The 20,969-nt window shown below is 67.4% G+C and carries 16 protein-coding genes and 1 pseudogene; 10 read left to right on the forward strand and 7 right to left on the reverse strand.

Annotation, left to right across the window (positions count from 1 at the left end; translation table 11 throughout):
• Positions 1–19 precede the first annotated feature (19 nt).
• The 3 genes from ASE01_RS21870 to ASE01_RS21880 are packed head-to-tail and all read right to left on the reverse strand — an operon-like array spanning position 20 to position 5,765.
• Complete coding sequence (locus tag ASE01_RS21870) at positions 20–3,487, reverse strand: ATP-binding protein (protein ID WP_235536147.1); 3,468 nt, start codon at positions 3,485–3,487, stop codon at positions 20–22.
• The gene (locus ASE01_RS21875) at positions 3,484–4,266 is read right to left on the reverse strand and encodes a DUF4194 domain-containing protein (RefSeq protein ID WP_082606303.1); all 783 of its coding nucleotides are present in this window, start codon (positions 4,264–4,266) and stop codon (positions 3,484–3,486) included. Before ASE01_RS21875 ends, ASE01_RS21870 begins: the two co-directional genes overlap by 4 nt.
• On the reverse strand, positions 4,263–5,765 hold the full coding sequence (locus ASE01_RS21880; protein WP_056757744.1) for a DUF3375 domain-containing protein: 1,503 nt from the start codon (positions 5,763–5,765) through the stop codon (positions 4,263–4,265). Before ASE01_RS21880 ends, ASE01_RS21875 begins: the two co-directional genes overlap by 4 nt.
• 165 nt (positions 5,766–5,930) lie before the next feature.
• On the opposite strand from ASE01_RS21880, the gene ASE01_RS21885 reads away from it, so the two are divergent.
• From ASE01_RS21885 to ASE01_RS21905, 6 genes are all read left to right on the forward strand, one after another.
• Positions 5,931–7,559 carry a class I SAM-dependent methyltransferase gene (locus ASE01_RS21885; protein ID WP_056757747.1) on the forward strand — a complete coding sequence of 543 codons (1,629 nt, stop codon included), beginning with the start codon at positions 5,931–5,933 and terminating at the stop codon, positions 7,557–7,559.
• The gene (locus ASE01_RS21890; RefSeq protein ID WP_056757750.1) at positions 7,559–8,551 is read left to right on the forward strand and encodes a hypothetical protein; all 993 of its coding nucleotides are present in this window, start codon (positions 7,559–7,561) and stop codon (positions 8,549–8,551) included. The genes ASE01_RS21885 and ASE01_RS21890 overlap by 1 nt, the downstream gene beginning before the upstream one ends.
• A gap of 237 nt (positions 8,552–8,788) precedes the next feature.
• The gene (locus ASE01_RS24665) at positions 8,789–9,637 is read left to right on the forward strand and encodes a hypothetical protein (RefSeq protein WP_157537713.1); all 849 of its coding nucleotides are present in this window, start codon (positions 8,789–8,791) and stop codon (positions 9,635–9,637) included.
• A 4-nt stretch (positions 9,638–9,641) separates the two neighbouring features.
• Positions 9,642–11,276, forward strand: coding sequence for a DUF262 domain-containing protein (locus ASE01_RS24170; RefSeq protein ID WP_082606304.1), 1,635 nt, complete (start codon positions 9,642–9,644; stop codon positions 11,274–11,276).
• A gap of 157 nt (positions 11,277–11,433) precedes the next feature.
• Positions 11,434–13,095 carry an FAD-dependent oxidoreductase gene (locus ASE01_RS21900; RefSeq protein WP_056757754.1) on the forward strand — a complete coding sequence of 554 codons (1,662 nt, stop codon included), beginning with the start codon at positions 11,434–11,436 and terminating at the stop codon, positions 13,093–13,095.
• Positions 13,092–14,558, forward strand: coding sequence for a flavin-containing monooxygenase (locus ASE01_RS21905; RefSeq protein ID WP_200958957.1), 1,467 nt, complete (start codon positions 13,092–13,094; stop codon positions 14,556–14,558). The genes ASE01_RS21900 and ASE01_RS21905 overlap by 4 nt, the downstream gene beginning before the upstream one ends.
• A 10-nt stretch (positions 14,559–14,568) precedes the next feature.
• Here the strand turns inward: ASE01_RS21905 and ASE01_RS21910 are convergent, their stop codons facing one another.
• Positions 14,569–15,255, reverse strand: a complete 687-nt coding sequence (locus ASE01_RS21910) for an acetoacetate decarboxylase family protein (protein WP_056757757.1) — start codon at positions 15,253–15,255, stop codon at positions 14,569–14,571.
• A gap of 182 nt (positions 15,256–15,437) precedes the next feature.
• Here ASE01_RS21910 and ASE01_RS21915 point away from each other — a divergent pair.
• The 4 genes and pseudogenes from ASE01_RS21915 to ASE01_RS21930 form a co-directional block, all read left to right on the forward strand.
• Positions 15,438–16,726: pseudogene (locus ASE01_RS21915) on the forward strand (integrase core domain-containing protein); the annotation flags it as partial.
• 70 nt (positions 16,727–16,796) lie between these two features.
• Positions 16,797–18,155 carry an HNH endonuclease signature motif containing protein gene (locus ASE01_RS21920; RefSeq protein WP_157537715.1) on the forward strand — a complete coding sequence of 453 codons (1,359 nt, stop codon included), beginning with the start codon at positions 16,797–16,799 and terminating at the stop codon, positions 18,153–18,155.
• A gap of 40 nt (positions 18,156–18,195) precedes the next feature.
• Positions 18,196–18,639, forward strand: a complete 444-nt coding sequence (locus tag ASE01_RS21925; RefSeq protein WP_056758217.1) for a nitroreductase/quinone reductase family protein — start codon at positions 18,196–18,198, stop codon at positions 18,637–18,639.
• A gap of 166 nt (positions 18,640–18,805) precedes the next feature.
• The gene (locus tag ASE01_RS21930; protein WP_056757767.1) at positions 18,806–19,264 is read left to right on the forward strand and encodes an SRPBCC family protein; all 459 of its coding nucleotides are present in this window, start codon (positions 18,806–18,808) and stop codon (positions 19,262–19,264) included.
• 33 nt (positions 19,265–19,297) lie between these two features.
• Here ASE01_RS21930 and ASE01_RS21935 read toward each other — a convergent pair whose 3' ends face one another.
• The 3 genes from ASE01_RS21935 to ASE01_RS21945 form a co-directional block, all read right to left on the reverse strand.
• Positions 19,298–19,711 carry an osmotically inducible protein OsmC gene (locus tag ASE01_RS21935; RefSeq protein WP_056757769.1) on the reverse strand — a complete coding sequence of 138 codons (414 nt, stop codon included), beginning with the start codon at positions 19,709–19,711 and terminating at the stop codon, positions 19,298–19,300.
• A gap of 91 nt (positions 19,712–19,802) precedes the next feature.
• Positions 19,803–20,588 carry an SDR family oxidoreductase gene (locus tag ASE01_RS21940; protein ID WP_082606305.1) on the reverse strand — a complete coding sequence of 262 codons (786 nt, stop codon included), beginning with the start codon at positions 20,586–20,588 and terminating at the stop codon, positions 19,803–19,805.
• A gap of 30 nt (positions 20,589–20,618) precedes the next feature.
• Positions 20,619–20,966 (reverse strand): nuclear transport factor 2 family protein, encoded by a 348-nt coding sequence (locus ASE01_RS21945; RefSeq protein WP_056757772.1) that lies wholly within the window; start codon positions 20,964–20,966, stop codon positions 20,619–20,621.
• Positions 20,967–20,969: the final 3 nt, after the last annotated feature.

The following is a 20,969-nucleotide window of genomic DNA, read 5'->3' on the forward strand; positions in this document are numbered from 1 at the left end:
GATGATTGTCGGCGTCGGCTCAGTCCTCCACGACCGCGTCGGTGATCGGCGTGATCCACGCCTGGTGCGTCTGCGCGTTCTTCGTGATCGCGAGCAGCTCGTCCATGTGCGGCTCGAGCCCGGTCACCTTGTCGAGCGGGACGCCGATGATCAGCTGGAACCCCAGCCCCCGCCACGCCTGGACGGCACGACCGGCGAACTCCGAGTCGGCCTTCACGAACCCCTCGTCGAGGAACACCGGCGCGAACCGCGGCCGCGAACGCATCTCGTCACCGAGCCGGAAGCGCAGCGCGGAGCCGACGATGAACGCGACCAGCTCCTGGCTCTCGCCACCGGACTTCTCCCCCAGCGTCCGGTACGTCGCGCGCACCTCGCCGGTGAGGAAGTCGTAGCGTTCGGCGCTGATCTCCACGTGCCGTCGTACGTCGAGCAGGCGGTCGCGGTCGGTGGGGCCGTCGGAGGTGTGGTCTGCGCGGCGCAGCTGCTTCATGAAGCGGCTGAGCTCGGAGAACCGCTTCTCGAGGTCCTCCTCCTTCAGCTCCGTGGTCGAGCCGGCGGAGAGCGCCCGGAGGTCCTTCATGAAGACCTGGACGTGCGCGGGCGAGAGCCGGCGCAGCCGGATCCGGAGCCGATCGCCTGAGGAGCCACCGAACTCGAGGCGCCGCAGGATCGCGTTGATCGGCTCGAGCCGGTCCTCGATCTCCTCGACGGAGGACGACATGGCGCCGAGCAGCGGCACGAGGTCCTGCCCGCTCCACTCGGTGAGCCTGCGGCGCCACTCGGAGCGGCGGTCGGCGAGGCCCTTGCCGCGGATCTCGTCGAGGATCCGGGCGTAGTCGGGGTAGGAGTCGGCGGTGGCGCCGAGGTTGGGCGAGTCCCAGGTGAACTTGTAGTGCCGGAAGATCGTCGCGAGGTCCTCCTCGCAGCGCTTCACCTCGGTGTCGGACTCGGCGAGCGCGTTGCGCAGCCGCTCGCCGAGGCGCTGGGAGTTCTCCATGAACCGGTCGAGGTCCTCGGGGTCCGCCGGGGAGGCAGCCGCTGCGAAGTCGGCCGTGAGGGCGGCGTCCTGCTCTTCGGTGAGGTCGGCGACACCGGCGTCCTGGATCGCGAAGATCCGGTCGTTGATGAGGTCCTCGGCATCGGCGAGCTCGCCGTGGTCGGAGTTGAGCTGGTCGCGGCGCTGCTCGAGCGAGAACCGCTCCTTGCGCGCCTGGCCGAGCCGCTCCCCGAGGTCGTCGATCTGCGCCTGGAGCACCTGCAGCCGGTCGTCGGAGGCGAGGATCGCGGCGCGCCGCTCCTCGAGGTCGGCGATGCGGCGGTCGCTGCCGGCGACGTCGACGTCGTCGAAGCGCACCATCACGATCGCCTCGTAGGCCTTGCGCTCGAGCTCGATGAGGCGACTGCGGCGGCCGAGCTCCCCGAGCCGCCCGTCGATCTCGGCGAGCTGCCGCTCGACCTCGGCGAGCTGGGCGTCGAGCTCGGCGATGGCGTCCTCGCTGGAGAAGCCGATGATGTTGCGCTGCTCGCTGCGCCCGTGGGCGCCGCGGCGTCCGTTGCGGGTCTGGCCGGCGACGGTGACCCGGAAGCCGGGGCCGTCGAGGTCGTCGGCGCTGTCGACGCAGAGCGCGTTGCGGGCGGGCTCCTCGACGTGCTCCTGCACCCACCCGGAGAAGGGCGACTCCTTGAAGAGCAGCTTGCCGGCGATCCGCTCGGGGTCGGAGGGACCGGTGTCGGGCAGGTCGAGCTCGACTCCCTGGAAGGTGAGTCGGGCCGGCAGCCGCAGGGAGTCGATGGCGGTGGAGAAGTCCTGCAGCCGGTCGAGCGGCACGAGCATCATCCGGGCGCTGCCGCCGAGCACGGTCTCGACGGCGGTGCGCCAGCGCGCCTCCTCGGGCGCGACGTCGATGAGCTCGGCGACGAACGGGAGCTCCTCGACGGACAGTCCGCTGGCGCGGGCGACGGCGGTGCGCAGGTCGTCGAGGTACGACGGGACGCGCCCCGCGCGGCTCTCCAGCGACGAGCGCTCCTGGCGCAGCACGCCCTGCTCCTGCGTGAGCGGGAACTGCTGCTCGCGCAGCACCTTCTCCCGCTCCGCGGCGAGCCGGTCGCGCTCCTTCTCACCGGATCGGAGCCGCTCGCGGGCCTGCTCCTGCAGGACGGTGAACCCGCTGACGTCCTCGAGCGCGGACTCCAGATCCGGGGCGTCGGCGTCGGTGAGCCCGACGAGCGGATAGACCCGCTCCTCGAGCTCGGCGAGCCGCCCGGCCCGCTCCTCGCGCAGGTTGCGCTCGGCCTCGGCGAGGGAGGCCAGCGCCTGCAGGTCACCACCGCCGGCGGCACGGTGGGCTTCCTTCGCGGCGTCGAGGTCGCCGGCGAGCTGGAGCTCGGCGGCCTGGGCGGAGGCGAGGGCCTGGGTGGTCGTGGTGCGGGCGTCGCGGTTGGCGGTGACCGCCGCCTCGATCAGCCGCAGGTGGGTCCGCAGCAGCCAGTGGCGCAGCGGCGTCTGGTCACCGGTGAGGGTGATGCCGTAGGCGTCGAGGTCCGCGAGGCGAGCGGCGGCCGCCGTACGGCGCTCGTGGAGGTCGGTGATCGGCTCGAGCAGCTCGAGCTTCTGCTGCTCGGTGCGCATGGCGGCGTGGGCGGCGTCAAGGTCGTCGAAGTGCTCGATGGCGCGGTCCGCGGCGGCGTACGTCGACGGCCGCTCCAGCACCATGTCCTTGTAGAGGTCGTCGACGCTGCGGACCTGGTTGCCGGCCTGGATGCGGGCGAGCAGGCGCAGCGCCTTGGCGCCGTCGCCGTTGGCGCCGATGCCGAGCCGCGCGTGGAGGACGGCGGAGAACTCGGCGTAGGTGCGGTGCACGCGGACGCCGGGGAAGAGCTTCTTGATCGTGTTGGCGTGGAACTTCTCGGGGACGGCGGCCTCGAGCTTGTCCAGCGGCAACGTGCCCTCGTGGGTCCACATCTGCATCTGCACGTCGCTGGAGCGCGTGGCGCGGCGAGGGACGTAGTAGGTGCGCAGTGCAGTGAAGCGCCCGCCCTGGTCACTGACGAACGTCATCGCGACGGCGCCCCACGTGTCGGCGCCCTTGCCGCGCAGCAGCTTCTCGACCGGTCGCCCGGTCTTGGGGTCGTCGACGACGTCTACAGCTCCGCGCAGGTACGACAGCAGGTTGCGCTGCCCGATGCTGCGCGCACGACCCGCGACGGCATCGTTGGAGGCGCCGTTGAACTTGGTGTCGGACGACATCATCAGAGCCGTGTAGGCGTCGAGGATGGTCGACTTCCCGACGCCGGAGGCGCCGGAGATCATCGTGGAGTCACCGGCGAGCGGGACGGTGGTCAACCCACCGAAACCGCCCCAGTTGACCAGCTGCAGCAGCGACGCGCGCCACTGCACGGTGTCGTCGGCCGGCGTCGCAACGACCTGCTGCTCGAACAGCCCGTCGGTCGCCCCGTCCTCGACCCGCTCGATGTCCTCGATGCTCACGCGTCGTCCTCCCCGTCGCCCTCGTCGAAGAGATCCGCGTCGTCCACCGTCTCGACAACCTCGGTCCCATTCGCCTTCTGCAACGCATCCAGCAGCTCCAACAACAGCTCGAGCGGCAGCAACGGCTCCACCGCCTCGCTGATCTCGAACCGGTCCTCCGTGGCCGTAGCAATCAAGAGTCCGGCCTTCACGATGCTGATGACGGCGTTGCGCGCCCGCTTCTCGTCCCCGGCCTCGTCGGTGGCATGCGTGGGGCGATAGCTGGCGACGTAGTCGAGCAGGTCGTCCCGGTCGATGAAGACGCGTACGTCGCCGCCGGCGAGCCCCGCCCGCAGCCGGTCCCGCAGGTGGACGAGGACGAGCGTCTCCTCCCGCGACCACGCGGTGTCGTGGAGCAGCGTCGGGAACCGGCCACCGCCCTCGGCCTGCGCCTGCCGCTTCCACGCGACCTCCCGGTCGCGGTCGATCTGGAGGTCGAGGAAGACGTCGTTGAGCCGGGAGCGGAAGATCCGCTCGTTCTCGACGAGCACCTGCCAGTCGCGTGGGTGGGTCCGGGCACTGATGAACCGCTGCTTGAGCAGCGCGACCAGGGTCTGCCGCTGCGCGTAGTCCAGCCCGCCCTCGTCGCCCTCGAACAGCGACACCGAGTCGGTGGCGTAGTCCTCCACCTCGTCGTACTCCCGCTGGTCGAGATCATCTCGTTGGTCGAGGGGGCCGCCCGCGGCCGTCTCGAGACCCCCGGGCCCGCTCTCGTCCAGGTAGTCGGTCTCAGTCGTCATGCGCGGGCACCTTCATGCTTCGGGTCACGTTCGAGGTCAGGATCAGGCAGCGGCGTCCGCGGCACCGCGAAGGTGCGCTGCGATCCGTCCGGCCGTACGGCGGCAAAGGTCTCGACCTCGTCCTCGGTGGCGAGGTCGCGGTTGGCCGCTAGGTGCAGCAGGCCGAAGATCTCCACCGGCCGGCGCAGGGACGGTTCGAGGCTCTCGAAGAGCTCCCCGAGCGAGCCCGCTGGCAGCAGGTCGCGCAGGGCGTCGTCGAGACGCTCGCGCAGCGTCCCGAGCTGCGGCCCGCCCTGCGCCATGAGCTCGGCGAGCGACAGTCCGGGGGCGTCGGCGGGGTCGGCGGCGCTGATCCGGTCGGGCAGTACGTCGTCGGCCGGGTCATGGAAGCGCTCGCGGAGGTGGTCGATGCCGACCCGCGAGGGCAGCAGGGACACGTCGTGGGCAGCGCGGGGGCCGGTGGTCGCCATCCAGGTCATCAGCTCGGACTCGACCTGGCGCAGCGTCTGCTCGAGCTCGCGGTCGCGGGCGGCGTCGTGGGAGACGATGTACTCCTTGAGCGTCGCGGTCACCCGCGAGCGCTGGGCGAGCACCCGGTCTAGCCCGTCTCGTACGAGCCGCACGGTGCCGCGTAGCTCGGCCCGGTCGGCGTCGCCGAGGATGTCGTCGGACAGCGGGTGCTCGAGCAGCGCGGTGAGGTCCTCGCGCAGCTGGGTGACGAGCGCGTCGTCGCGCAGGAGCGCGAACGCACCCTCGAACGCGCGGCCCTCGTGGGTGGCGGTCATGAGGGCGTCGGCGCGGGAGAGGTACTCGTCGATGACCTCACCGGCCGGCCGGTCCTCGGCCCGGAACGCAGCCAGGATCTCGGCCCGGATGATCGCGAACCGCTCCTCGACGCGTGCGAAGTCGCTCGGCAGCGCGGAGATCAGCGACAGCAGCTCGGTGAACCCCTCGACCATGTAGTCCTGGGTCGCGCTGACCATCTCTGCGCCGTCGACGAGCCGGTCGCGCTCGGCCTTGAGCCGCGCGATCTCGTCGTTGAGCAGGGTCACCCGCGCGGAGCGGTCGGGGTTCGCCTCGGAGTTGAAGCGTCGTACGGTGCCCAGGATGGTGGCGATCCGGTGCTCGCTGAGCGTGGCCCGGTCGCGGGCGAGGTTCTTGACCAGCTCGAGCGCCTGCTGGGCGTGGGAGGTGAGCGTGTAGACCTCGTTGCCCTGCTCGTCGAGGGAGCGCACCAGCCACTGCCCCCGCATCCAGCGCTGACAGATCTCCTTGCCACTGCCGTTGGGGACCTCGGTCTCCCCCGCCAGCCGGATCTCGGCCAGGTGCTCCTCGACCTGGGTGTGCAGCCGCGCGGTCGGAATGGGCTTGTTGTTGCGCCCGAACGCCGCCCGGAAGATCGTGATCACCACCGGCGCCTGCCGCTGGTGGAGCAGCGTCAGCGTCGGCTGCGCGAACGCACCCTTGACGCGCGCCAGCTCACCGGCGATCTCGCTCACTCCGCCTCCCCTGGCGTGGTCGTTGTGGACGGGACAGTCTCCCAGAGGGGTACGACGGGAGACGCACTGAGGCTTCTCATGTCCGGACCACGCCACGGGCGCTCCTCCATAGCATTGGCAGCGAGTCGTCGTACGACTCGAACAGATGTACGGCAAGATTGCAGAATGCTGCCCGGGGACAACGCCGACCTACGCAAGGCGCGAGGTGCCTTCTTCACCCCTGAGCCCATCGCCCGCTTCATCACCCGTTGGGCCATCCGAACCGACGCGGACGACATCGTCGAGCCCTCATGCGGCGAGGCCGTGTTCCTCCACCAAGTCGGCAAAAACCACCGCGGACGCATCGTTGGGATTGAGATCCATGCTGCCTCGGCATCTGAGTCTGAGCGCACGCTCAATAGGGAGGGCATCCCGGCGGTCGTCCACGCCTCCGACTTCTTCTTCCACGAAGAGTTCGGACAGTACGACGCAGCGGTCGGCAATCCGCCGTACGTCCGGTACCAAGACTGGGCCGGCGACGCGAGAGCGAAGAGCCGTGAGGCCGCGCTTCGCGCTGGGGTCAATCTCACCAACTTGGCGTCTTCTTGGGCAGCGTTCACGGTGCACTCTGCACTTCATCTGCGGACGGGCGGCCGGCTCGGTCTCGTACTCCCCGCCGAGCTCCTGACGGTTAACTACGCCGCTCCCGTTCGGAAGTTCCTTCTGGACTATTTCTCCGAGGTCACTCTTGTGCTCTTCGAGGAACGCGTGTTCCCAGGGGTGGAGGTGGAGGCCGTCCTCCTTCTCGCTGACGGCTACGATCCGACAGGTCAGTCGCGCACTGATCGCATGAGCGTTCATCAGGTACGCGATGCTGACGGACTCTCCGATCTCGCGGCGGCACGTCGATGGACTCCTCCCGCCCGAGGTGGACGCTGGTCTGCGGGTCTCATGAGCGCCGCCGGGCTCTCAGCGTTCACCGAGGTCACCGAGAGCGCAGGTTTTGCCACGCTGAGCCAATGGGGCGACACCACGCTGGGGATGGTGACAGGCAACAACAAGTACTTTGCTCTGAGTCCTGCGAAGGTTGCTGAGCTTGGCCTGGCTTCGACCGATGTCGTACTCCTGTCACCTCCCGGATCACGTCACCTACGAGGGCTTTCGTTGACATCGAGCGACCTGAGACGGCTCGGTGCCGACGGACAGGCCACCTTCCTGTTCCGCCCATCCGCCGAACCCTCGGATGCAGCATGGTCCTATATCCGTAGTGGCGAGGACCTAGACGTGCACACCGCCTACAAGTGCCGCGTTCGAAAGCCTTGGTGGAGGGTTCCATCCCTTCGTCCCGCTGACCTGTTCCTGACCTACATGAACGCTGATACTCCGCGTCTCTCGACGAACCGCGCTGGAGCACATCACTTGAACTCAGTCCATGGGGTGTACTTGAAGCAGGAGCATCGAAAGGGCGGGATGAGCCTCCTGTCGATCGCCGCTCTCAATTCGATCACGCTGCTCGGGGCCGAGGTCGTCGGACGCGCCTATGGCGGAGGCATGCTGAAGATCGAGCCACGGGAGGCCGACGTCCTGCCGCTGCCGTCGCCCTCCCTCGTCGACGGTCAGCGCGATGCCCTCAATGAACTTCGTCCCACCATCGCTGCCATGCTTCGCTCTGGCCTTCTGATGGAAGCGGTTGCCTCCGTCGATGAGATCCTCCTGACCAAGGGGCTTCGGATCAGCAAGAGAGCACTCACGGCCGCGCGGAGCGATCACGCGGATCTGGCTGCCCGTCGCATGGCCCGCGGTAGGAGCAACTGATGCCAGACAAGGTTCCAACGGCCAAGGCTCTCGCGTGGCCCCTCTTCGACGCAGTTGTGGCGTCGGCCCCCCTGCGAGGCCTCAATCCTTGGGAGGGCGGTCGTTTCGTCCCCGACCTGGACACCCTCAGAACGCTCCTCGGGGTCCCTCTACACCTCAACGCCCCGACAAGATCCGGCGTACCTGCACTCGCACTGGACGTCTGGGTGGCCTACGAGCTGCGCCGCGTGGGTTTCGACCCCGATGCGGTGTGGCCCCGAGCGCAACCGCCCCGTGTAATCGCCCGTGACGTCCTCGAGTTCGTCCGCGGCGTCACGCCAGCCGCAACGCGCAACCAGCTCTTGGAGCGGCTGCAGAAGGGATCCGGACCAGGCAATGTTGGAGGCGCGTCCGCCAACATTCTCGGCAAAAACTATTTGAAGCAGGTCGACGTCATCCTGAGCGGCTGGCAGACCGGGCCCGAACTACTCGTATCCACGAAACGCATGGATTCCTCTTTCGGAAAGAACGCTGCCAACCGGGTCGAGGAATCGTACGGCGACGCGAAGAATCTTGCGCTCAGACACCCCATGGCAGCCATGGGGTTCCTCTACTCAATGCGATCCACCGCCTACACCGAGGAACGTCGCCAGTTCGACTGGATTGTCGATCTACTCGGCAAACTCGGTCGCGAAGAAGACGCGTACGACGCCTGCTGCTTGGTCGTTCCAGAGTGGGATGGCGCAGGCCCCTCCGACGGAGGCGGAGATGTTGAAGCGCCCGCTCCGATTGAACCGGACGACGTCGAGTTGGAGGAACTGGGAGCCGAGACTTCCCGGGACGCAATCGAGTCGGTCATCGCTTCGCTCCCGAAAGTGGACCTCCGCCGGGATCTCGTGCCGGACCATCTGACCCCTGAGGCATTCTTCACCACCATGGTCAACCATGTTCTCGACTCGACCCCGATAACGATGCACGAGTCAGCGCGGCACTTGCGGTCCGCGGGACGGTGACTCCCAAGATCCCGACCGGCCGGCAGGCTGCTATCTGTCCTTCCCGAGCTTTCGCCGGCGGCCCCCGCGAGCTGGCACGAGTAACCAAACAGTCCCGAACCGACGCCAGGAGCACTCTCGACGGCGTATCGGGAGAGCTGGCCGTCACTCACGGCGGTCGGCACCCTCGCCGCAAACCGGACCTTCTCTACCTGCCTTTTCACACACTGCACTCGCCCGGCCCACTAGGATGCCTACGTGTCAGGAGCCATTGGGGATGAAGATTCTCTCAACCCGTTCAAGAATCGGGTCGTCGGGACCTCCATCGTTGTCAGCGTAGTCGCGGTGGCCCTTCTATTTGTGGTCGCGAGATTCCAGCCTGAGCCAGAGGTAGACAACAGGCTTGACCCCACTTCATACGCGGTGCTGACTCAATTTCTGTCGACAATCCTGAGCATCGGAGCGTTGGCGCTGCTGTGGGAATGGGTGCTACGACGGGATCATGCTCGATCTCTAAACCGGTATCTGGCCCTAAAGTCAGCCCTCGTCTCCTCTGGCCTGCGCTCAATTCGAGATCCGGCGACCTTTCACCCCGAGATAGACAACCTCATAGAAGGTGCGAGTATCATCCGCGCCGTGAGCCGCACGCCGACCGAATGGGTCACCCGATACTCTGGAGCCGTCCTGAGAGCGGCTCGCGCCAGAGAGATTCACGTAGAACTAATCGTTCCTGACCCAGGCAGTTCAGCGATCGACGCAATGGCTAGGAGCTTAGGCGTTAGTCAAACTGACCTCACCCGAAATATCAATAGCGCCGTTGAATCTATCAAGACCAGCTGGTCCCAGGCGCCCCACGCCTCAGATAAGTCGACCATATCGGTCGTTGCAGTTGATGTTGCCCTGTATGACATCCTAATTGTCGACAGGATGGCCTTGATTGATCTCTATGCGACAGTAGACCACCAGCCTGGCAAACCAGGGATGGCACTCCAATTTGTATCCGGAGAGAAAGTGGAATGGGCGATGGAGCAGGTCAAGAATCTGGTGCCGAACACCGGACCGCTCTGGGCGCATCCTCCGGGCCAACCTGACCACTTTAGGAACTGATCGGATGCGCACAATGGACCAGTCCTATAGCCGAGACCTAGATCTCGGACAGTTACTCCAAGGCATAGATGGCGGTCAGGTAGCCCTACCCAACTTTCAACGCGACTTCGACTGGAATGAAGCTGATGTTGCCAGCCTGCTGGCGACAGTTTTTAGCGGCTGGCCCGCGGGAAGCTTGCTCGTAATGGAGGGCCAGCCAGCCTTCTTTGATCTGCGCCGATTCGACGGCGCCCCTACTCTAGCTCCGGGCGTCGAATATGTGGTTCTCGATGGTCAGCAGCGCCTTACCAGCCTTTATCATGCACTGAAGGGCACTGGAAAGAAAGTCTGGTGCCTTTCAGTGGATCGCGCACTGGAGCGAGAGGTTGATGCAGAGCTAATCGAAGACGCGTTAGTTGCTTACGACCCCGCCAAGTATCTGTCGGATCCGATTCAGAACCGAGTCGCTAACGGCGAGATTCTCCCACTCCACTTCGCTGCAAGCGCAGCCGATTTCTACGACTGGCGGGATCGATTGGTCGATGAGTTGCCGGCCGGTCAAAGGTTAACAGTTTCGGAAAACTTGACCCGGCTTTATCGACAGGTGGTTTCAACAGCACACTCGTACAAGTTCCCAGTGATGATTCTCAAGAACTCCCTCGAGCCGGCCGCCGTTGCGCGCATTTTCGAAAGAATCAACAAAACGGGCATGAGGCTTTCTGTGTTTGATCTACTGGTAGCGAGGTCCTACGCCAAGAATTGGAACCTGCGCGACGTCTGGATCAAGGCACGAGACGAGGAGGTGCTACTCTCGCGATTCTGCGGGGAGGACGGCCTAGCAGTAATTCAAGCTATCGCTCTTCACCGAGTACGCGACATTCGCCGACCCGCGCTCCTGCGGCTCGATGCTGACGTAATCCGGACCGAATGGGACCGGTTCGTCGAGGCTACCCTGAGCGCTTCACGATTCTTAACGAATCTTGGCGCATCTGATTCATCTTGGCTGCCCTACGCGACTCAGCTGGTGCCCTTGGCCGCCCTGGCGGCCGATACGGACTTGGACGAGCACAAAGACGCCATAGAGAAATGGTTCTGGGGCTCCTCATTCTCCGCGTCCTATGCAGTTGCGTCGAGCACAGTTGCCGCCGAGGATTTTGAGCGTTTACGCAGGATTTCAAAAGGCGAAACCATGGACGCCTATCCGGTGGCGTACCTGAGTATTCGTCAGGCCACGAAGCAGAATAGCGGCGCGTTATGGCGCGCTACGCGGACATTCCTGCGCTATTCGGGTGCCAAGGATCTGCTCAGCGGCCAAGACCTGTCCAGTTACCCGTTCGCTGAACTCGAGATGGAAACCGTGCTTCCCCGAATTGACGGGCATGGCGGAGACATTCCGTACTTCCGTTCGGTGCTATCTCTCGCTCTCGCGGAGCGAGAGAGTATTCGGAAGATGCGCGCCCGTCCGGTCGCATTGCGGGGCGAAGAAGAGGCTAGTAGCGCGGCGATGAACTCACAGTTCTTCGAGCTCAACAACGGCCCGGCAGACCTGATCGCAGACCCCGAGGGCGCGCTCGCCGATCGTTTCGAGCGAATGATGGCGTCGCTCGAGGCTTCCGGAGCCGTGAGCGTTACCACTCATCTCAACGACACTGAGCCATGATGCGCACCGACGAGTGCGCCGCTGTCTCCTCGCCGAAAGCGCCGAAGTTGCCCTAGCCCGCAGCACGCCCTCGTGTTCGCAGATTGAGCACAGCGACGGAGACTGCGGTCCTCGCACCTCTCCTGGACAGGTGTCCAGTGGCGTGTTTGGATCAGGCATGCCCACCACCCCGACTGCGTACGACGTCCTTGTCATCGGCTCGGGCTTCGGCGGGTCCGTCACGGCGCTCCGACTGTCGGAGAAGGGCTACCGCGTCGGCGTGCTCGAGACCGGGCGGCGGTGGACGGACGAGGACTTCGCCAACGCCGGCTCTCGTGACGCGCTCTGGGCGCCGCGGCTGAGGATGTTCGGGCCGATGCGGATGAGCCTGCTCGGGCAGATCTCGCTGTTCAGCGCGGTCGGGGTGGGTGGCGGGTCGCTGATCTACGCCAACACCCTCTACTCCCCGCACGACGCGTTCTACGACGACCCGTCGTGGGCGGGGATCACGGACTGGCAGGCCGAGCTGGCGCCGTACTACGACCAGGCACGGCGGATGCTCGGCGTCGCCACCAACCCGCGGCTCTGGTCTGCCGACGACCTGTTGCGCGATGTCGCGAAGGACCTCGGCGTGGAGGACACGTTCCAGCCGACCGATGTCGGGGTGCTCTTCGACGAGGAAGACCCCGGCAGAGCTGTCCCCGACCCGTTCTTCGGCGGTGCCGGGCCCGAGCGCAACGGGTGCGTGCACTGCGCGCGCTGCACGACGGGGTGCCCGTTCAACGCGAAGAACACGCTGCCGAAGAACTACCTGCACCTCGCCGAGGCGGCCGACGCGGTCGTGCACGAGCTGACCGAGGTCACCGACGTCCGACCCCACCGGGGCGGCTACGAGGTCACCGCCCGCAACCCCGCACACACCAACGAGATCACGAGATTCCGCGCCGAGCAGGTCGTCTTCTCCGCCGCTGCCCGCGGCACCCAGCAGCTGCTCCACCAGCTCCGCGCCAACGGCTCACTCCCCCGCATCTCCGCGCGGCTCGGCGAGCTGTCCCGCTCCAACTCCGAGGCGATCGTCGCGGCCGTCGCGCCGGACGCGCGCGGCTTCGACCAGGGCGTCGCCATCACCTCGTCCTTCCACCCCGAGCCAGCGACGCACGTCGAGCTCTGCCACAGCAGCGCCTCCCAGGACGCGATGGCGATCATGAACGTGCCGCTGATCGACGGCGGCCCGCGCCGCGCGCTCCGCTTCCTCGGTCAGCAGGCCAGGCACCCGGTCCGGTTCCTGCGCAGCCGCCGTACCAAGGGAACGTCGCAACGCACCGTCTCCCTGCTGGTGATGCAGTCGCTCGACAACTCCCTCACCTCCTACCTCCACCGCGGCAAGCTCCGCACCCGCCAGGGCACCGGCGCACCCAACCCGTCGTGGCTCCCGCTCGCCCACGACGTCGTCCGTCGCTATGCCGCCAAGATCGGCGGCGAGCCGATGACGCTCGCCAGCGACCTGGCCGGCAAGCCTGCGACCGCGCACTACATCGGCGGCGCGGTGATCGGCCTCGACGCGGAGCGCGGGGTGGTCGACCCCTACCACCGCCTCTTCGGGTACGACGGCCTCCACGTCATCGACGGCTCGACCATCGGCGCCAACCTCGGTGTGAACCCTTCACTCACGATCACCGCGATGGCGGAGCGGGCGGTCGCGTTGTGGCCCAACAAGGGCGAGCTCGACCCGCGGCCTGCGGTCGGCACGCCGTACGAACCCCTCGAGCCCATCGCGCCCCACCATCCCGCCGTCCCCGACCACGCCCCCGCAGCGTTGCGGCTGCGGAGCACGCGGTGAGCGACGCGCTCCGCCAGCCGCGCATCGCGATCGTCGGCGCCGGCATGTCCGGCATCTGCCTCGGCGCGCTGCTCCTCGACGCCGGCATCGCGTCGTTCACGATCTTCGAGAAGGCCGAGGACGCCGGCGGCACCTGGTGCGAGAACACCTACCCCGGCATCGCGTGCGACGTCCCTTCCCGCTTCTACCAGTACTCCTTCGCGCGCAACCCCGACTGGACCCGCGTGATGGCGCCCGGCGCCGAGATCAACGCCTACCTCACGAAGGTCGCCGGCGACACGGGCGTCGACACCCACATCCGGTACGACGCCGAGGTGGCCTCGATCGACTGGGGCGACGGCTGCTGGTCGGTCACCCTGGCCGACGGCGAGCAGGCAGAGTTCGACTTCGTGGTCTCTGCGACGGGGATCCTGCACCGTCCGCGCTACCCCGACATCGCCGGCCTCGACACCTTTGCTAGCCCCTCGTTCCACTCGGCCCGCTGGGACCACGACGTCCCGCTCGACGGCCGCCGTATCGGCCTGATCGGTACCGGCTCCACCGGAGCCCAGATCGTCTGCGACCTCGCCGGCCGGGCTGGCGAGCTGACCGTCTTCCAGCGGACCCCGCACTGGGTGATGCAGATCGGCAACCCCGAGTTCTCCCGGTTCACGAAGCGGCTGCACCGCCGCTTCCCGCAACTGGACGCACTGACGTACCACGGCTGGCGGCTCTTCATCGAGTCCTTCTCCCCCGCCCTGCTGCGCCCCGGCATCGCCCGCCGGTTTGCCAGCTGGCAGATCCGGCGACAGCTGCGGCAGGTCGAGGACCCGGTCCTTCGCGCCCAGCTCACCCCCGACTTCGAGCCCATGTGTCGCCGACTGATCATCTCCATCGGCTACTACGACGCGGTGCAGCGCGACGACGTCCACGTGGTCGCGACCGCGATCGAGCGCGTCGAGCCGGACGGCGTACGCACCACCGACGGCGTCCTCCACCCCTGCGACGTGCTCGTCCTGGCCACCGGCTTCGACGCCCACGCCTACCTCCGACCGATCGCGATGACCGGTCCCGACGGCACCACGCTCGAGGAAGCCTGGGCGGCCGGCCCCCGCGCCTACCGCAGCATCGCCCTCCCCGGCTTCCCGAACTTCTTCATGTTCATGGGCCCCAACTCCCCCGTCGGCAACTACTCGCTCATCGCGATCGCCGAGGCGCAGGCCGGCCACATGCTCGAGTGGATCGGCCGCTGGCGACGCGGCGAGCTCGACACCGTCGCTCCCACGGCGGCTGCGACAGATGCGTTCTACGGCGAGGTCGCGGCGGCGATGCCCGACACGGTATGGGCCACCGGATGCACCAGCTGGTACGTCGGCGCGAGCGGGCAGGTCGAGCTCTATCCGTGGGCGCCGAAACACTTCCGGGCGTCGCTCGCCGAGATCAGGGACAGCGACTTTGTCATCACGGGGTCCAACTCCGGCTGAGCGGCAGCTGTCAGAGCGGCGTGGGCTCGTCGAACCGGGCCTGCATCCGCTCAGTCCACGTGCTCAGGACCACGGTGTCGGCCGACAGGCCCAGGGACGCCAGTTCCTTGGCGATCGGGTGTGAACCGAGCGTCAGTGACACCTCGGCACCGAAGTGCATCCCGCTGCCGCCGCCTCCCTGGGTGAAGGCCGTGACGTGCGGTCGGCCGTCGATGAGGGTGTAGGCGGCCAGCTCCATCGGCGGCATCTCGTCGGTGCCGCCCCTCGGCAGGAGGATGTCGACGACCAGCTCGCCGTCCATCGTGAGCACCCAGCGGGTGGTGGTCTCGGTGTTGGTGACGTCGATCTGCTCGACGGACTTGGGGAAGCCCCAGATCTGGTTGCCGGCAGCGCAGGTGAACGACTCGGTGACTGGGAGGTGGGTGATGAACGTGCCGTCCTCGCCGCCGCCCTCGGGACGGACGAACAGAATCGTGCCGACCTCCAGGTAGGCACCGAGGTCGTTGTCCTTGTAGTCGATCAGCGCCAGCGCGAACTGCGCACGGCCCGGCGCACTCTCGATCACCTCGAAGCCAGCAGGCGCCAGGGCTCGGGCCGCCTCGAGGTCCACGTCGAAGATGACGGTGGCATTGGAGCCGTCGCGTACGTCGACGGGCATGGTCACGGTCTGGCCAAGGATCTCGTGCGTGATGGTCACGGGCAGAAGTAGAACATGTTCTAAGTCGAACCGCGATCCTCTCGAGTCGAAAAAACTCGACTGATCCTGTTATGTCCCAAGACGTCGGTGACAGTTCTGCATCAGGACATCGGTGACACTCTGAACCACCTTGGTGGTGACACTTCTGCCCCGAGGCTTCGGCGGTGGCCGTCAACGAACCCATCGATCCTCGTGTCCGTCTCGCTGTCTCGCAGTGGCCTGACGACGCGCCGCGTGGTGCGGTCTCGACGTTCTGCACCGAGCACGGGATCTCCCGCAAGTCGTTCTACGAGCTACGCAAACGCGCGCGGACGGACGGGCCGGCCGCGGTACTCGAGCCCCGGACCCGACGGCCGCAGTCGAGCCCGTCAAAGCTGACCGACGAGGTCAAGGACCAGGCGGTGCAGGTTCGTGCGGCCCTCGAGGCGTCCGGGCTCGACCATGGGCCGATCAGCGTGCACGACAAGATGCACGCGATGGGCCTGGACCCGGTGCCGTCCACGGCGTCACTGGCCCGGATCTTCCGACAGGCCGGCGTCGCCCGACTGGAGCCGAAGAAGAAGCCTCGCTCGGCATGGCGGCGGTTCGTGTACCCCGCCCCGAACGCATGCTGGCAACTGGACGGCACCGAGTACGTCCTGACCGGCGGACGCAAGTGCGTGATCTTCCAACTCATCGACGACCACTCCCGGTTCGCCGTCGCGTCCCACGTCGCATGGGGCGAGACCGCCAAGGACGCGATCACAGTCTTCGACAAGGCCGTCGAAGCGCACGGCGTGCCCCAACGCCTGCTGTCCGACAACGGCGTCGCGCTCAACCCCTCGCGCCGCGGGATCATGGGCCAGCTCGTCGAGCACGTCTCGCGCATGGGCACCGAAGCGAWCACCGGCAAGCCCTACAAGCCGACCACCCAGGGCAAGAACGAACGCTTCCACCAGACCCTGTTCCGCTACCTCGACAAACAGCCGCTCGCCGCCTCATTGGCCGAACTGCAGGCCCAGGTCGACGCGTTCGACCACATCTACAACACCCAGCGTCCACACCAAGGGCTACCAGGCCGCGTCACTCCACTGACCGCGTGGGAGGCAACCCCGAAGACCGACGCACCGCGCCCCAAGCCGCACCTGACCTGGCTCGACCGACCCGTCCAAGCCCGACAAAGGCACCCGCAGACACCGCCGCCCGCAGACCTGCCAGCCGACACCCGCGTGAGGAAAGTGAGCTCAGCCGGGACGGTCAACGTGGACTACGTGTTCTACAAGCTCGACGTCGACCACGCCTTCAAGCAAGTCCTCGTTGTCACCAATGACGACAAGATCACCGTCACCGACTTCGACGGTGAGATCCTCGCTGAGCACACCCGACCCGCACCGGGAGTGCGATACGTCGGCAACGGCCGACCACCCGGGACCCGACCCAAAGACCCGCGAGTGTCACCGAAGTCCTGACACATCAACTGTCACCGATGTCCTGGTACAGAACTGTCACCGATGTCCTGAGACATCACAACCTCTTCCATCGCGCTCCAGGCGGCCGCCGCAGTGGCCCGGTGCGCTAGGGAGCTGGCACAGGTCCAGTGGGACGAGGTCACCGGCGAAGACGCTCTCGGCGCCGCTGGCACGATCGCCGGCGCCAGGGCGATGCTCGACGGCGCACTGCTCGGCGTGACGGGGCGACTGCAGGACACGCATGCCGCCGAAGACCTCGGCTGGGCTTCCACCAAAGACTTTCTCACCCACGTCACCGGCGGACACAAGGGCTCCGGCGGCGGCCTCGTGCGCGCGGTCGAACAGCTGCGCGACCTTCCCGCGGTCGGCGATGCCCTCGACCGCGGCCTGATCTCACTCCCCCAGGCGCGCGCCATTGCCGGCAAGGTCCTCACCCTGCCGCGTGATCCCCAGTTCCGCATTGCCGTGGCCGACCGTCTGCTCGACCTGGTCCACACCCACGGCTACGACGCCAGCGACCTTCAGCTCGCGTTCCCCGACATCGCCCGCGAGGTCGACGTCGACGGGCGCATCCTGGGCGCCGACCTGACCAGGGAGAAGCAGGAGCGCGGCGCCCACCACGCCCGCTTCCTCGCCGGCTCCCCCGACGGACTCGGTGGCGTCAACATCCGCGGTTACAGCAGCCTCGAGGAGTACGAGCTCGTCAAGGTCGCGCTGATGCCGCTGTCGGCGCCCGTCACCACCGAGCCCGGGGCCTGCGGCGGCGTACGCACGCCTCCCGGCGAGCTCCTGATCGACGAGAACGGCCACCAGACCAGCACCGCGTGCGCCGACCCGACCTGCGGCCACACCGGACGCGACCCCCGCGACCACGGCAAGCGGTTCTGGGACGCGCTCGTCGAGGCCTGCAGCCGACTCGTCGCCAGCGACCAGGTCCCCCACGACCACGGCACCACGGCACGGATCATCGTCACCATCGACCACGACAGCCTGCGCCAGAAGGTGATCGACGCGGGTCTCGCCCGCGACGGCGTCCTGCCGTCCGAGCAGAGGCTCTCCGCAACCGCCGTACGACGCCTCGCCTGCGACGCCGAGATCATCCCCGGCGTCCTCGGCACCGACGGCCAGATCCTCGACATCGGGCGCGCCAGACGACTCGTCACCGCGGCCATATGGCTCGCCCTCATCCTGCGCGACCAGCACTGCGCGTTCCCCGGCTGCACCCGCCTGCCCATCGCCTGCGACGCCCACCACATCGTCCACTGGGCCGACGGCGGTGCGACCAGCCTCGGCAACCTGATCCTGCTGTGCCGACATCACCACACGGTCATTCACCACACCCCGTGGACCGTCGTCATCGACGAAGACACCGGGAGACCGGTCTGGAGACCGCCACCCAAGATCGACGTGCGCGACCGCATCACCTACCTGCCCGCGCGGAGAGCCGCCTGAGCCACGTGAACCGGCCTCCCGTGCTGGCATGCTCTCCCGCATGAAGCTGCCGTCCCAGCGCGACCTCTTCCTCGCCACGCTCGACGCCCACCAGAAGGTCTACGAGACGTCCCGAGGGCTCGTCGGACACCGCTTGCTGATGGGGATGCCGACGTTGCTGCTGCGCACCACCGGCCGCAGGAGCGGCCTCCCCCGGACGAGCGCGCTGGTCTACGCGAAGGACGGCGCCAACCGTCTCGTCGTCGGCTCCAACGGCGGCGCCCGTCGCGACCCGGCCTGGATCCTCAACCTGGAGGCTGACGGGGACGTCGAGTTCCAGGTCGGTGTCCGCAAGAGCGCCGGCACGGCCCGGACAGTACGGACCGACGACCCGGACTACGAGCGGATGTTCGCGCTCTGCAACAAGGCCAACCGGGGCACGTTCGCGCAGTACCGCAAGCGGACGACGCGGCCGCTGCCGATCGTGGTGCTGGCACCTCGCTGAAGTCTGAGGTGGGCGGGGGGGTCTCGAGACGGTCGCTGCGCGACCTCCTCGACCAACGGGGGCGTCGCTGCGCGACCTCCTCGACCAACGGGCGGCGTTGCTGCGCGACCTCCTCGACCAACGGGCGGCGCCGGTTGCGAGATCCAGAGCCGGGTACAGCCTGACAATGACCAACGAAAGCGCGATCACCGTCCAACGAGAGATTCCCGCGTCGTCCAAGGCCATCTTCGACGTACTCACCCTCCCTGCGCGGCACCCGGAGCTGGATGCGTCCGGGTTCGTGCGCAGCGACGATCGCACCGACCGCATCACCGAGGTGGGCCAGACCTTCCGGATGAACATGGCGGGCGACCACATGGGTGGCGAGTACCAGACCGACAACCTGGTCACCGGGTACGACCCCGACAAGCTGGTGGCGTGGAAGACCGCGCCGGCCGGCCAGGAGCCCCCGGGCTGGGAGTGGTTGTGGGAACTCAAGGCCCAGGGACCCGACAGCACCGAGGTGACGTTGACCTATGACTGGTCGAACGTCGAGCCGGAGTTCCTGAAGAAGATCTCGTTCCCGCTGGTTCCGAAGGCTGCGCTCGAGGACTCGCTGGGCCTGTTGGCCAGCGCTGTCAGCTAGCCAGTTCTGACGCAGCAGCGGGTCGGGCACACGTCACGGGTGCCCGACCCGCTGCGCTGTTGCGCGCCTCTCGACCGCCGCGCCGGCACGAATCGCGCGCGGGATCTCAGCGACCTCGTCGACCAGAGCACTGAGGCGAGCCAGGTCCCCGGCCGTCGCCGGCGAGTCCAGGGTCACTGAGTAGGCGATGCCGGTCGAGCACCAGTCGTCGTCGAAGCCGCCATCAGCCTCGACCGCGACGCCGAGGATCTCGATCCCGAGCTTCTCCGCCTCACGGTAGGTGTCGTTGAGGACGCAGAGGGCCACCGACAGGTGGAGCAACTGCGCGCCGTTGCCAGCCGGGCTGGCCACGACACCCTCATCGGTCCAGGTGTGGTGCAGCACGACACCTTCCGGGGCGCGAAGGGTGCCGGCGGTAGCGCGCACACCGAGAGGTGAGAGGTTCATACGCAGATCTTGCCCACCGAGAGCTCGCAGATCGAGGAGCCCGGCAGAGATGGGTCAGGTCTGATCGGTCTGGTCGAGGCGCGTGCACCCCTCAGACGGTCGGGACAGTCCCCCCGTCGATCACGTACTCGGCTCCCACGATGGCCGAGGCGCGGTCGGAGACCAGGAAGCCGACCAGGTCGGCGATCTCCTGGGTGCTGGCGAACCTGCCGAGCGGGACCCCGCCGAGGGAGTCGAAGATGCTCTGCTTGGCCTCGTCGCGCGTCATCCCGGTGCCGTCCGCGATGCGGTCGACGAAGTCCTCGTAGGCCTCCGTCTGGATCCCTCCCGGGCTGATGGTGTTGACCCGTACGCCGCGGGGGGCCAGCTCGTTCGCGAGGCCCTTGCTGTAGGTCCGCAGCGCGGCCTTGGCCGACGCGTACGGCAGCGACGCCTCGTAGAGGGGCATCTCGCGCTGGATGGATCCGACGTGCAGCACGACCGCCGACCCGGATTCCACCATGGCCGGGAGGAGTGCTCGGTCGAGCCGCACCGCCCCGAGGAGGTTCAGGTTCAGCTCGACGAGCCACTGCTCGTCAGTGATGACAGCGAACCCGCCGGGCGGTGTCGAGGAGCCGCCGACCACGTGCACCAGGATGTCCAGCGCACCGTGCTCGCCGATGCGGGCAGCCACGGCCTCCGCGCCCTCGGCCGTCGAGGTGTCGGCCTCGATGAAGCGGTCGGGGCGGTCGTACCCCGCGGGCATGGTCCGAGCGGACGCCCAGACGTCGGCGCCCATCTCCCGGAGCCGGTCGACCACGGCCCTGCCGGCGCCCTTCGAGCCTCCGGTGACCAGTGCCCGGCGACCGTCGAGGTGGTCGCGATTCTCGTGTGTCATGTGTATCTCCTCGTCGTGATGTGATGCCGGTCAGGGGACGACGATGTCGATGCGCTCGATCCGCTCGCCGTCGAGCACGAACCGGTAGTCCAGGTCCGCGGTCCCACCCGGGAAGTCGCCCTCGAGGTGGTGGCCGACCACCCAGGTCTCGCCGTCGCGACGTACGCCGGTGATCTGGGTGGTGAAGGTGAACTCCGCTCCCGCCTCGATGACGAAGCGACGGAGGCCGTCCTCGCCGCTGAAGGACTCGCCGACATCGGAGATGACGGCTCCGGGGCTCAGCCGGGCCAGGGCTGCGTCAGCGTCGCGTGCTTCCTGGGCGTCCAGGTAGGTGCGGATCGTGGTGGGCAGCTGGGCGGTGTGGGTGGTGGTGTCCATGTG

The sequence above is a fragment of the Nocardioides sp. Root190 genome (genome assembly GCF_001428565.1).
Taxonomy (GTDB): domain Bacteria; phylum Actinomycetota; class Actinomycetes; order Propionibacteriales; family Nocardioidaceae; genus Nocardioides.